General features: G+C 69.0%; 12 protein-coding genes. 10 read left to right on the top strand and 2 right to left on the bottom strand.

Going from position 1 to position 12,508, the window contains the following annotated elements; all coding sequences use genetic code 11:
* Positions 1 to 47: 47 nt before the first annotated feature.
* Positions 48 to 1,394, bottom strand: a complete 1,347-nt coding sequence (locus M6D93_RS16700) for an FAD-binding oxidoreductase (protein WP_347343689.1) — start codon at positions 1,392 to 1,394, stop codon at positions 48 to 50.
* A gap of 117 nt (positions 1,395 to 1,511) precedes the next feature.
* On the opposite strand from M6D93_RS16700, the gene M6D93_RS19565 reads away from it, so the two are divergent.
* The 6 genes from M6D93_RS19565 (at position 1,512) to glmS (ending at position 8,547) form a co-directional block, all read left to right on the top strand.
* Positions 1,512 to 3,131, top strand: a complete 1,620-nt coding sequence (locus M6D93_RS19565; protein ID WP_347343688.1) for an ABC-F family ATP-binding cassette domain-containing protein — start codon at positions 1,512 to 1,514, stop codon at positions 3,129 to 3,131.
* 376 nt (positions 3,132 to 3,507) lie between these two features.
* On the top strand, positions 3,508 to 3,948 hold the full coding sequence (gene rplM, locus M6D93_RS16690; RefSeq protein WP_249770931.1) for a 50S ribosomal protein L13: 441 nt from the start codon (positions 3,508 to 3,510) through the stop codon (positions 3,946 to 3,948).
* A 20-nt stretch (positions 3,949 to 3,968) separates the two neighbouring features.
* Positions 3,969 to 4,370 (top strand): 30S ribosomal protein S9, encoded by a 402-nt coding sequence (gene rpsI / locus M6D93_RS16685; RefSeq protein ID WP_430667242.1) that lies wholly within the window; start codon positions 3,969 to 3,971, stop codon positions 4,368 to 4,370.
* Between the two features lie 26 nt (positions 4,371 to 4,396).
* Positions 4,397 to 5,734 carry a phosphoglucosamine mutase gene (gene glmM / locus M6D93_RS16680; protein ID WP_249770927.1) on the top strand — a complete coding sequence of 446 codons (1,338 nt, stop codon included), beginning with the start codon at positions 4,397 to 4,399 and terminating at the stop codon, positions 5,732 to 5,734.
* Positions 5,735 to 5,903: 169 nt separating this feature from the next.
* A complete protein-coding gene (locus tag M6D93_RS16675) occupies positions 5,904 to 6,668 on the top strand; it encodes a RodZ family helix-turn-helix domain-containing protein (protein ID WP_249770925.1) in 765 nt (254 codons plus the stop codon).
* A gap of 28 nt (positions 6,669 to 6,696) precedes the next feature.
* Positions 6,697 to 8,547 carry a glutamine--fructose-6-phosphate transaminase (isomerizing) gene (glmS, locus tag M6D93_RS16670; protein WP_249770923.1) on the top strand — a complete coding sequence of 617 codons (1,851 nt, stop codon included), beginning with the start codon at positions 6,697 to 6,699 and terminating at the stop codon, positions 8,545 to 8,547.
* Here glmS and M6D93_RS16665 read toward each other — a convergent pair.
* Positions 8,534 to 9,220 (bottom strand): helix-turn-helix transcriptional regulator, encoded by a 687-nt coding sequence (locus M6D93_RS16665; protein WP_249770921.1) that lies wholly within the window; start codon positions 9,218 to 9,220, stop codon positions 8,534 to 8,536. The genes glmS and M6D93_RS16665 overlap by 14 nt on opposite strands.
* 136 nt (positions 9,221 to 9,356) lie before the next feature.
* On the opposite strand from M6D93_RS16665, the gene M6D93_RS16660 reads away from it, so the two are divergent.
* The 4 genes from M6D93_RS16660 to M6D93_RS16645 are packed head-to-tail and all read left to right on the top strand — an operon-like array spanning position 9,357 to position 12,477.
* Positions 9,357 to 9,545 (top strand): DUF1059 domain-containing protein, encoded by a 189-nt coding sequence (locus M6D93_RS16660; protein ID WP_249770919.1) that lies wholly within the window; start codon positions 9,357 to 9,359, stop codon positions 9,543 to 9,545.
* A 43-nt stretch (positions 9,546 to 9,588) separates the two neighbouring features.
* Complete coding sequence (locus tag M6D93_RS16655; protein ID WP_430667241.1) at positions 9,589 to 10,668, top strand: NAD(P)/FAD-dependent oxidoreductase; 1,080 nt, start codon at positions 9,589 to 9,591, stop codon at positions 10,666 to 10,668.
* Positions 10,665 to 11,033 (top strand): holo-ACP synthase, encoded by a 369-nt coding sequence (locus M6D93_RS16650; RefSeq protein ID WP_249770915.1) that lies wholly within the window; start codon positions 10,665 to 10,667, stop codon positions 11,031 to 11,033. The genes M6D93_RS16655 and M6D93_RS16650 overlap by 4 nt, the downstream gene beginning before the upstream one ends.
* A 10-nt stretch (positions 11,034 to 11,043) precedes the next feature.
* Positions 11,044 to 12,477: an NAD(P)H-hydrate dehydratase gene (locus M6D93_RS16645; protein WP_430667198.1), complete on the top strand. Its 1,434-nt coding sequence runs from the start codon at positions 11,044 to 11,046 to the stop codon at positions 12,475 to 12,477.
* The last annotated feature ends 31 nt before the right edge of the window (positions 12,478 to 12,508 follow it).

Genomic DNA, 12,508 nt, shown 5'->3' with positions numbered 1-12,508 from the left:
CAACCTCAACGTGCACGGGTGAGCAACGAGGGCAACCTCAACGTGGATCAGAGGACCGCGCCAGGATTGAGGATGCCCGAAGGATCAAGCGCATTCTTGATCGCGCGGCTGATCGCCATGACCTCCGGACCAAGCTGGTCGGGCAGATGGTCCTTCTTCAGACGGCCCACTCCGTGCTCGCCCGTGATCGTGCCGTCCAGCGAGATCGCCAGCCGCATGATCTCGGCGAAGGCCGAATTCGCGCGGCGCCGGGAGTCCGGATCGTTGACGTCGTACACCACGATGGGGTGGGTGTTGCCGTCACCGGCGTGGGCCACCGTCGGAATCTCGACGCCGTTCCGCTCGGCGATCTCGGTGATTCCCTCGAGCAATCGTGGAAGCAGTGGCACAGCGACGCCGACGTCTTCGAGCATCAGTGCGCCACGACGCTCGATGGCGGGGAACGCGGCCCGGCGCGCGGCGGCGAACAGTTCGCCCTCGACCGGGTCGTCGGTGGTGAACACCTCACGGGCACCGACGGAGTCACACACCGCCCGCACCTGGGCGATCTCCGCCGAGGCACCGGATCCGCCGACGTCGGACTGAGCCAGCAGCAACGCACCGGCGGTGCGGTCCAGTCCCATCGAGCGCACGTCCTCGACCGCATTGATCGAGGCCGAGTCCATCAGCTCGAGCATCGCCGGCCGCGTGGTTCGAGTGATCGCCACGACCGCTTCGGCCGCCTGCGCCACGGTGTCGAAGAACGCCACCAGTGTGCTGGGTGGCTGTTGCGCCGGGATGAGGCGCAGGACGGCACGGGTGACCACGCCCAGGGTGCCCTCGCTGCCGACGAAGAGCTTGAGCAGTGACAACCCGGCGACATCCTTGAGCCGCTTGCCGCCGAGTGAGATCGGCGTCCCGTCGGCGAGAACGACATCCAGGCCGAGCACGTAGTCCGACGTCACCCCGTACTTGACGCAGCACAAGCCGCCGGCGTTCGTCGCGATGTTGCCGCCGATCGAGCAGATCTCGAACGACGACGGATCCGGTGGGTACCACAGCCCGTGTTCGCGGGCGGCGGCCTTGACCTCGGCGTTGAGCGCCCCGGGCTCGACGATGGCCACGCGACAGTCGACGTCGATCTCGATGGCACGCAGCCGATCGAGGCTGAGCACGATGCCGCCCTCGACGGCCGAGGAACCGCCGCTCAACCCGGAGCCCGCTCCGCGCGGAACGACCGCGATGCGGTGCCGGTGGGCCCAGCGCATCGCCGTCGCCACGCCAGCCGCGTCTTCCGGCCGGACAACGGCGAGCGGACGTCCGGCGGCCGGGTCCCGGGCCCAGTCGTAGCGGTAGTTCTCGATGAGATCTGGATCGATGATGACGAACTGTTCGCCGCCCAGCTCGCTCACCAATTCGGCGACGAGATCCGCGGCGACTTTCCTGCCCAGACCGGCTCGCACCTCTGAAGTGGTCACCGCACGATTGTGCCCACAGGATTCGCGGTTGTGCCATCGGCGACACTGGTGGGCGTGGGTTATCTCGATGTGCAGTCCGTCCGACATCAACTCTCCGACGGCCGGGTGCTGCTGGAGGACGTCAACTTCCGGGTCGGCGAAGGCGCCAAGGCCGCCTTGGTCGGGGCGAACGGTGCCGGCAAGACGACGTTGCTCAGGTTGATCGCGGGGGACCTGGTGCCCCAGACCGGTGCCGTGGCCAAGACCGGCGGCCTCGGCGTGATGCGTCAGTTCATCGGATCGGTCCGGGATTCGACCACCGTGCAGGACTTTCTGGTGCAGCTGTCGGCTCCGGCGATCGTGACGGCGTGGGCCGAGCTCACCGCCGCGGAACTGGCCATGATGGAGGCCGAGGACGAGAAGACCCAGCTGCGGTATGCCCATGCACTGGCCAACTGGGGAGACGCGGGCGGCTACGACGCCGAGGTGCTCTGGGACACCGTGACGGTCGCCGCCCTGGGTCTGGCCTACGAGTCCTGCAAGTACCGGGAGTTGTCCACGCTGTCCGGTGGTGAGCAGAAGCGGCTCGCGCTGGAGGCGCTGTTGCGTGGTCCGGCGGAGGTGTTACTGCTCGACGAGCCGGACAACTATCTCGACGTGCCCGGTAAGCAGTGGTTGGAGAATCAGCTGAAGCAGACGGGCAAAACCGTGCTGTTCGTCAGCCACGATCGCGAGTTGCTGGCCGAGGCGGCGGACCGGGTCGTCACGGTCGAGGGTGGGACGGCCTGGGTGCACGGCGGTGGGTTCGTCACCTATCACCAGGCCCGCAAAGACCGGCACGAGCGAATGGCCGAACTGCGACGGCGCTGGGAGGAGGAGCACGCACGGCTGAAGGAGTTGGTTCGCACCCTGCAGCAGCAGGCCAAGATCTCGCCGGACATGGCGTCTCGTTATCGCGCCATGCAGACACGGCTGGCGAAGTTCGAAGCCGAAGGTCCGCCCCCGGATCGTCCCGAGGAGCAGAACGTGACCATGCGGCTGCGCGGCGGCCGGACGGGGGTTCGCGCGGTGACCGTCGAGGACCTGGAGCTGTCAGGGCTGATGAAGCCGTTCTCGCTGGAGATCTTCTACGGCGAGCGGGTGGCCGTACTCGGATCGAACGGTGCCGGCAAGTCGCATTTCCTGCGCCTGCTGGGTGGGGAAACCGTCCGTCATACCGGAAGCGCGCGGCTGGGCGCGCGGGTCGTGCCGGGCCTGTTCGCGCAGACGCACACGCACCCGGAATGGTTCGACCGCACGCTGGTCGACCTGCTCTGGCACGGCGAGACCGGACGTCCCGGCGTGGACCGAGGCCGGGCGATGGCCGCTCTGCGCCGGTACGAGATCGACGAACAGGGCGACCAGCGCTTCCAGACCCTGTCCGGCGGACAGCAGGCCAGGTTCCAGATCCTGTTGCTGGAGCTGTCCGGGGCGACGCTGCTGCTTCTGGACGAGCCGACCGACAACCTCGACGTCCTGTCGGCCGAGGCGCTGGAAGATGCCCTGGACGCCTTCGACGGGACCGTCGTTTCGGTCACCCACGATCGCTGGTTCGCCCGTCGTTTCGACCGGTTCCTGTTGTTCGGCGCCGACGGTCAGGTGGTCGAGACAGCGGAGCCGGTGTTCGACGCGGCCCGGGTTGTCCGTCCCCGGTGAGCCGGTGACGTTGCCCAGCCGAGCAACAAGGGCAACGTCAACGTTCGGGGCCGAGCAACAAGGGCAACGTCAACGTGCGGGGCCGAGCAACAAGGGCAACGTCAACGTGCGGGGCCGAGCAACGAGGGCAACGTCAACGTGCGGGGCCGAGCAACAAGGGCAACGTCAACGTGGATTTGGTCGGAACGGAACCGGCCCGGTATCGTCATCTGCTGGTGTGCCACAGCCCCCACGCGGGTACTGAAACGCACCGCCGGCCATGTCCCGGGGTACGCATCGACCAGTCAGGTCGGGGCGACCGCGGGAGCGGCGCGGGTCTGCCGATCGACGACCGTCGATGGGTCCGCCGTGAAGACCGATTAGAAAGAGTCGCATCGTGTCTACCTACACCCCCAAGCCTGGCGAAGTGACGCGCGAATGGCACGTCATCGACGCCAACGACATCGTGCTGGGCCGTCTGGCCACCCAAGCGGCCACGCTGCTGCGCGGCAAGCACAAGCCGACGTTCGCCAACCACGTCGACACCGGTGACTTCGTCATCATCGTCAACGCGGAGAAGGTCGCCGTCGCCCCCTCAAAGCTCGGCGAGTTCCGATACCGCCACTCCGGTTACCCGGGTGGTCTGTCCAAGCGCACCGTCGGTGAACTGCTGGACACCAAGCCCGAGCGCCTGGTCGAGATCGCCGTCAAGGGCATGCTGCCCAAGAACACTCTGGGTCGTAAGCAGCTCAAGAAGCTCAAGGTCTACGCCGGCCCGGAGCACCCACACGCCGCGCAGAGCCCGAAGCCCTTCGAGATCAAGCAGGTCGCGCAGTAAGCGCGGGCCGAGTAGGAGACATTCTCATGACTTCCCCTGTCACAGCCCCGGTCGTAGGCCGGCGCAAAGAGGCCATCGTCCGAGTCCGGCTCGTTCCCGGCACCGGTCAGTTCAAGCTCAACGGCCGCACCATGGAGAACTACTTTCCGAACAAGGTGCACCAGCAGCTCATCAAGGAGCCGTTCGTCACGCTGGAGAAGGTCGACCAGTTCGACGTCATCGCCAGCCTGATCGGCGGCGGCATCACCGGCCAGGCCGGTGCGCTGCGGCTGGCCATCTCCCGCGCCCTCATCGGCTTGGACGCCGACGACCGCCCGGCGCTGAAGAAGGCCGGATTCCTCACCCGTGACCCGCGGGTCAAGGAGCGCAAGAAGTACGGCCTGAAGAAGGCCCGTAAGGCTCCGCAGTACTCCAAGCGCTAATCGGCCCGCAGGTTCTTTCCGCACCGATGGGAAAGCACTTCGGAACTGACGGCGTCCGCGGACTCGCGAACGTCGACGTGACACCCGAGCTGGCGCTGGCCCTTGCCAGCGCCGCCGCTCGGGTGTTGGCGTCTCACGGCGGTGCGCGCCGCCCGTTGGCGGTCGTCGGCCGGGATCCGCGCGCGTCGGGGGAGATGCTGGAAGCCGCCGTGGTCGCCGGTTTGACCTCGGCCGGCGCCGACGTTCGGCTCCTGGGCGTCCTGCCGACGCCCGCGGTCGCCTACCTCACCCAGCATTACGGCGCCGACGTCGGGGTCGTGCTGTCGGCCAGCCACAACGCGATGCCCGACAACGGGATCAAGCTTTTCGCCCGCGGCGGGACGAAACTGCCCGACGACCTCGAGTCCGAGATCGAGGACGAGCTCGATCGCGGCTGGGCGCGGGCCCGTCCGGTCGGCGCGGCCGTCGGCCGGGTGAGCCGGGCCGATGACGCCGTCGAGGCCTACCTGGATCACCTCATAGCGGTCAATCCCCAGTCCTTGCAGGGCGTGCGCGTCGTGGTCGACTGCGCCAACGGGGCCGCGTCTACGGTCGCCGCCCAGCTGTACCGCCGTGCCGGCGCCGATGTCGTCGTGGTCGCCGACGCACCTGACGGCTACAACATCAACGACGGGGTCGGATCGACCCACATCGGGTCACTGGCTGCGCTGGTGGTCGAACACGGCGCCGATCTGGGCATTGCGCATGACGGCGACGCCGACCGGTGCCTGGCCGTGGACGCCTCCGGCGCCGTAGTCGACGGCGACCAGATTCTGGCCATCTGCGCCGCTGCGCTCAAGCGTCGCGGCGTCCTGATCCGCGACACCGTTGTCGCCACCGTGATGAGCAACCTCGGCTTCCACCACGCGATGCGCTCGGTCGGGATCGACGTGCTGACCACCGCGGTGGGGGACCGGTACGTGCTGGAGGCGCTGACCGCAGAGGGCCTGAGCCTGGGTGGTGAGCAGTCCGGGCACGTGATCTTCACCGACGCCGCAACCACCGGCGACGGTTTGCTCACGGCATTGCGGCTGATGGGCTGCATGGCCGAGACGGGTCGGAGCCTGGCTCAGCTCGCGGCCGTCGTGCAGCGCCTGCCCCAGATCCTGGTCAACGTCGCGGTGAGCGACAAGAGCGCCGTCGCCGAGTCGGCGGAGGTGACCGCCGCGGTCCAGGACGCGGCCGATGAGCTGGGCGACAGCGGACGCATCCTGCTTCGTCCCTCGGGCACCGAACAGCTGGTGCGGGTCATGGTCGAAGCCTCGTCGCAGGCCCAGGCCGACGCCATCGCGCGTCGTGTGGCCGGGGTGGTCGGCTCCGTCTGAGGCTGGTGTTCGCTCGGGTCCGTCCCCTCGGCTCTCGCTGGCCGCGTCCTGAGCGTGTCTGGGCATGACGTGAGAGCTTCCCTAGAGTCGGACCGCATCCGGAACCGAGGGCTCCGACGCCGTCGTTGCCGGTATGCAAGCCTGAACCGAACGCCGACGAAATGAATCCGTGAGCCTCACTGACACCCGAAACCAGCGTCCAGACACCGATACCGACACCAGAAGCTCCGAACGACTCTCCTTGTCCGTCACCCAGATCCTGGCCAGCGTTCTCGCGGCCGTGAGCGCCACGGTCGCCGCCTCCGTGTTCGGCGTTGCCGGGACGGTCATCGGCGCCGGACTGGGCAGCCTGATCACCGTCGTCGGCAGCGCCGTCTACAAGCACTCGATCGACCGCACCCGCGACCGGCTGCGTGCCGCAGCGGTGGAATCGGCGGTGGCCGCCCGCTTCGGGACCTCACGCGGGACGGCGCCGTCGATCCGGGGTGTGTCCTACATGCGCCTCGCGTTGGGGTGCGTGGCCCTGTTCGTGCTCGTCATGGGTGCGGTGACGACCTTCGAGGCGCTGTCGGGCCAACCGCTGTCCTCAACGCTCACCGGTAAGTCAGGATCAGGAACGTCGGTCACCGGCGGCCACACGGCCACGCACCCGACGCCCACGGTGCGGGCGACGCCCTCCGCCGGGTCGTCCGCAGCAACATCGACCGGGACAAGCCAGCCGGCCACCGGCACGGCCAGCGGGACGGCGAACGGCACCGCAAGCGGGACGGCAAGCTCACCGAGCACGGCCGGGTCCTCGGCGACATCCGCACCGCTGACCTCGCCGGCATCCTCCGCCCCGACATCCGCCCCGACATCCGCCCCGACATCCGCCCCGGCAGCGGTCTCCGACACGCCGATCTCCGGGGGCGGCTCGTCCGGCTCGTCCGGCTGAGGCTTCGCCTCCCGTAGGCTGTAGGCCTATGTGCGGCATCGTCGGATACGTAGGACATCGCCAGGCTCTCGACGTCGTGGTGGAGGGACTGCGTCGCTTGGAGTACCGCGGCTACGACTCCTCGGGCGTAGCCATCATCAGCGACGACGCAACGCTGCAGACCGCGAAGAAGGCCGGCCGGATCGAGAATCTGGACGCGCTGCTGGCCGAGCGCACGATTACCGGCACGACCGGGATGGGGCACACCCGCTGGGCCACCCATGGTGCCCCGAACGATCGCAACGCCCATCCGCACACCGACACCTCCGGTCGTATCGCGGTCGTGCACAACGGCATCATCGAGAACTTCGTCGCGCTGCAGGCCGAACTCGAACGCGAAGGTGTCGAGTTCGCCTCGGACACCGACAGCGAAACGGTCGCGCACCTGGTCGCCGGGGTGTTGCGCCGAGGCGAGGCCGAGACCCTGGCCGACGCGCTGCGCATCGTCTGCCGCCGCCTGGAGGGCGCCTTCACGCTGGTGCTGATCGACGCGGAGAACCCGGACACCGTGGTGGCGGCCCGCCGCAACTCCCCCCTCGTCCTGGGTCTGGGTGATGGGGAGACCTTCCTCGGCTCGGACGTCGCCGCGTTCATCGAGTTCACGCGCCAAGCCGTCGAACTCGGTCAGGACCAGGTCGTGGAGATCGACCGGTCCGGCTACCGAATCACCGACTTCGACGGCCGCACGGTCGAGGGCAGCCCCTTTACCATCGACTGGGACCTGGCCGCGGCCGAGAAGTCCGGCTACGACTACTTCATGCTCAAGGAGATCCAGGAGCAGCCTTCCGCGGTGGCCGACACCCTGCGGTCGCACTTCCAGAACGGCCGGATCACGCTCGACGAACAGCGGCTGGATCCGAGCACCCTGCGCGAGGTCGACAAGGTCTTCGTCGTAGCCTGCGGCACCGCCTACCACGCGGGCCTGCTGGCCAAGCAGGCGATCGAGCACTGGACGCGGATCCCGGTCGAGGTCGAGATGGCCTCGGAGTTCCGCTACCGCGACCCGGTGCTGGACCGGCAGACGCTCGTCGTGGCGATCAGCCAGTCCGGGGAAACCGCCGACACACTCGAGGCCGTCCGGCACGCCAAGGATCAGAAAGCCACGGTGCTGGCGATCTGCAACACCAACGGCGCGCAGATTCCCCGCGAGTCCGACGCCGTGCTGTACACCCACGCCGGCCCCGAGATCGGGGTGGCGTCCACGAAGTGCTTCACCGCTCAGGTCGCGGCCGTGCTGATCCTCGGGCTGGCACTGGCCGAAGCCCGGGGCACCAAGTACCCGGACGAGATCGCCGCCGAGTACGCCGCGTTGCAGGCCATGCCGGACCTGATCGCCACCACGCTGCAGGTCGGTGAGCAGGTGCGCGCCGTCGCCCGCGAGATCGCCTCGGCCAAGGCCATCCTGTTCCTCGGCCGGCACGTCGGGTACCCGGTCGCGCTGGAGGGTGCCCTCAAACTGAAGGAACTGGCCTACATGCACGCCGAGGGATTCCCGGCGGGCGAACTCAAGCACGGCCCGATCGCGTTGATCGAGCAGGACCTGCCCGTCGTCGTGGTGATGCCGTCGCCGACCGGACGTCCGCTGCTGCATCAGAAGATGCTGTCCAACATCGCCGAGATCTCCGCTCGCGGTGCTCGCACCATCGTCATCGCCGAGGAGGGCGACGAGCTGGTGGCCAAGCACGCCGCGCACCTGATCGAGATCCCGCGGACCCGGACGTTGCTCTCGCCCCTGTTGACCACGATCCCGCTGCAGATCCTGGCGGCCGAGATCGCGCAGCTTCGGGGCAACGACATCGACAAGCCACGAAACCTGGCCAAGTCCGTCACGGTCGAGTAGTCGCGCCGTCCCGAGAACCGCCAGCGCCTGGTTCAGGGCCGATCCCGGCGGCGAGGACGGCGGCGACCCGGCCGGATACCTGCAGCTTTCGGTAACTGTGTTCCAGGTGTTTCGACACGGTACGCGGACTGATCGCCAGTTCCCGGGCGATTCGTGCGGTGGTCGCGCCCGATGCGGCCAGCTCGAGCACCCGCCGCTCACGATCGGACAGAGCATTGTGCTCGGAGCACGCGGCCGCCTGCCCCGCCAGCGCCGCCCGCCCCGCGTGCCCCGCTTCGGTCCCGGGGATCGAAGGACGCAGGTCGGCGCGGACCAACGCGTCGCGCAAGGGCAAACGCAGGATCGACAGCACCTCACGCTCTCCATCGGAGAACGGTTGATCGCTTCGGGTCAGAACGATCGTGACGACGTGGCCATCGGCCAGGGGCAGCTTGAGGCACAGCTGATGCCCGAGGGGAACGAACCGGCAGAACTCGGCCTGCGCGTCCGGTCGGCGGAACTGTCGAGGGGGCAGCTGATCAGTGCCGACCCCGTGGTAGGTGATGACGTCGCAACCGATCAGGTCGGCCAGCCCGGGAAGGGCGATCCGAGCGAACTCGTCCTGGTCGGCGCAACGGTTCACAGCGCTGATCAGCGTGACCGCCCGCCGCAGCGTTTGATCCGGAACGAACACGGCGCACCTCGCTGCACAAGGCGCAAACCCCAGTAAAGGTCGACTCATTCTCGATCTCTGCTGCGCGATGTGCGTATCGACCCTGCGTCCGGCTCGTGATTCTGTCAAGGTGGTCGCCCACGGATTGGAGTTCGCCATGGCTCGTAAGGTTGCCGACTGCCGGGACATGCCCAGCGACAGCGGTTGCACGCTCACCATCAGCGGCGAGGAGAACGAGGTCCTCGACGCCGCCACCCAGCACGCGGTCGCCACCCACGGACACCAGGACAGCGCTGAGCTGCGGGAGATGATCCGCTCAGGGCTCAAGGACGAAGCCATGGCGTGAGGTACCCGCACTCGCTCTGAGGGCCGCCGTCCCCTAAGTTCGGCTGGTGACCTCTGCGGAACTGTCAGTGGACTGCCTCATCGTCGGCGCCGGGCCGGTCGGCCTGTTCGGTGCGTACTACGCGGGGGTGCGCGGACTCTCCACGGCCGTGCTGGACTCGCTGCCCGAGCCCGGTGGTCAGATCACCGCCATGTATCCGGAGAAGGCGATCTTCGACGTCGCCGGGTTTCCGGCGATCCGTGGCCGCGAGCTGGTGACCAACCTCGTCGAGCAGGCCGCTCCGTTCTCGCCGAACTACGTACTCGACGAGCAGGCTGTCGGTCTGGAGCGCGGTGGTGATCCCGGCGCGTTCGTGATCACGACCTCGACCGGGCGCCGCATCCGGTCCCGCAGCGTCGTGGTCACCGGCGGGATCGGCACCTTCACCCCGCGCCCGCTGCCGACCGGGGAGGAACTGCTGGGCCACGGTGTCGTGCACTTCGTCCCCAAACCCCAGGAGTACGAGGGCCTGGATGTCGTCATCGTCGGCGGCGGCGATTCCGCGGTGGACTGGGCCCTGCTGCTGGAGCCGATCGCGAAGTCGGTGACCCTCGTCCACCGCAGGGCCGCGTTCCGCGCCCACCCGCACTCGGTCGAAATCATGAACACCTCCGCCATCGAGGTGATCACCAACGCCCAGGTCACGGCTGTTCTCGGCGATCCGGTGACCGCGGTGGAGGTGGACGTCGAGGGCGACAAGACCGTGATCTCCTGCGACCGGCTGGTGGCCGCGCTGGGATTCATCGCCAATCTGGGCCCGCTGCTGGACTGGGGTTTGGACATCGTGCAGAAGCGTCACCTGGTCGTGGACACGACCCTGGCCACCTCCGTCCCCGGCGTGTACGCGGCGGGCGACATCTGCGAATACCCCGGCAAGGTGCGTCTGATCGCGACCGGGTTCGGTGAGGTCGCGACCGCGGTCAACAACGCCGTGAAGTTCATGGACCCGCACGCCTCGGTCTTCCCGGGTCACCTGTCCGACTACGCCCCTCCCGGTGCGATCGGCTCACCGGGCTCACCGGGCTCACCGGGCTCACCCGGCTCACCGGGCACGCCGACCACGGCCGAAGCGGGCCTGGCTTGATCGTCGGGGTCGGCATCGACGTCGTGCCGATCGCCCGTTTCGAATCAGCCTCGGAGCGGACCGTTGCGCTCATCGAGCGGCTGTTCACACCGGCAGAGCGGGTGACACCCAGCGGCGCGCCCCGCTCGGCCGAATCCCTCGCCGCCCGCTTCGCGGCCAAGGAGGCGCTGGCCAAGGCCCTCGGCTCACCGGGCGGCATGCAGTGGCACGACGCCGAGATCGTCGTGGACGAACACGGAGCACCGACGCTGCGGGTGCGCGGGACGGTAGCGGCCCGCGCCGAGGTGCTCGGGGTGAACCGGTGGCACGTGTCGTTGTCCCACGACGGGGGCATAGCCTCGGCTGTCGTCGTCGCCGAAGGCTGAGGAGTCCGTCGTGGACATGGCTTATTCCGTCGAGCAGATCCGCGCCGCTGAACGTAGCGTCCTGGCGCAGGTTCCCGACGGTGCGTTGATGGCCAAGGCTGCCCGGGCGGTCGCGACGCGGGCCCTCGATCTGCTCGGCTTCGGCTACGGGGCACGGGCCGTACTGCTGGTCGGCGCGGGGGACAACGGTGGCGACGCCCTCTACGCGGGGGCGGACCTGCGGCGCCGAGGGGTGTCGGTCGAGGCGGTGCTCGCGGTCCCCGACCGGGTCCACCCCGCCGCGCTCGCAGCCTTCCGCGCTTGCGGCGGACGCGTGGTCGAGCTCGCCGACGTATCGCGTGCCGACGTGATCATCGACGGCCTGGTCGGGATCGGCGCGTCCGGACCGCTACGCGACAACCTCGTGCCGGTGGTGCGGCGGGCGGCAGAGCTTCCGGCCCCGGTGCTGGCGATCGACGTGCCGTCCGGTGTGGACCCGGACACGGGCGCTGTGGCCGGCGAGGCCGTGCACGCCGCCGTCACGGTGTGTCCCGGTGGCCTGAAGCCGGGGCTGCTGGTGGGAGAGGGACGGGTTCGCGCCGGCCGCGTCGAACTCGTCGACATCGGCCTCGGTCCCGCCCTGGCCGATGCGCAACCGGCGCTGCGACGGCTGACCGACCGTGACCTTGCGACCATGTTGCCGCGTCCGGAGCCGGGCGATGACAAGTACACCCGCGGCGTCGTCGGTGTCGTCGCCGGATCGGCGGAGTACCCCGGGGCGGCCCAGCTGGCGGTCGGATCGGCCCGCCTGGGCGGGGTGGGGGCGGTGCGCTATGCCGGTTACGCCTACGTCGAGGTCAGCCGCGCGCACCCGGACGTCCTGGTCAGCGACACCGTCGCGCTGGCCGGGCGGGTGCAGGCGTGGACGATCGGGCCCGGGCTGGGCCGCGACGATCACGCGCGAGCCAGCCTGCGGGCGGTGCTCGACTCCGACGTTCCGGTCCTGATCGACGCCGACGGCTTGAACCTGCTGGCCGAGGACGGCGCCCTGGCGCAACTGCTGCGCGAACGGAGCGCACCCTCGGTCCTGACGCCCCATGATCGTGAGTTCGAGCGGCTCTTCGGCCCGATCGGCACCGATCGCGTCGCGGCCGCCCGCCGGGCCGCCGACCGCGTCGGGGCCGTGGTGCTGCTCAAGGGCTTCGCCACTGTGATCGCCGCTCCGTCCTCCGGGCCGGTGTTCGTCAATGGAACCGGGACGCCTGAGCTGGCGACCGCGGGTAGTGGTGATGTGCTCTCCGGGCTGATCGGCTCCCTGCTGGCCGCCGGTCTCGAACCGGCCCTCGCGGCCGCGGTCGGCGCACACCTGCACGGGCGTGCGGGGGAGCGGGCCGCGCAGACCGGTCCGGTCACCGCGCCCGATCTACTCGGCGAACTGCCCGGGGTGATCGCCGAGCTCCGCTGACGGACTGGTCGGATCGGACGGCATCCGGCGT

The organism is Jatrophihabitans telluris, assembly GCF_023516435.1.
GTDB lineage: Bacteria > Actinomycetota > Actinomycetes > Mycobacteriales > Jatrophihabitantaceae > Jatrophihabitans_A > Jatrophihabitans_A telluris.
The sequence above is the reverse complement of the archived record's forward strand: the minus strand, read 5'-3'. Positions and strand labels throughout refer to the sequence as shown.

Coding starts and splice junctions, on each gene's coding strand:
- glmM (WP_249770927.1), top strand. CDS start 4,397: ATGGGAAAGCACTTCGGAACTGACGGCGTCCGCGGACTCGCGAACGTC.
- M6D93_RS16660 (WP_249770919.1), top strand. CDS start 9,357: ATGGCTCGTAAGGTTGCCGACTGCCGGGACATGCCCAGCGACAGCGGT.
- glmS (WP_249770923.1), top strand. CDS start 6,697: ATGTGCGGCATCGTCGGATACGTAGGACATCGCCAGGCTCTCGACGTC.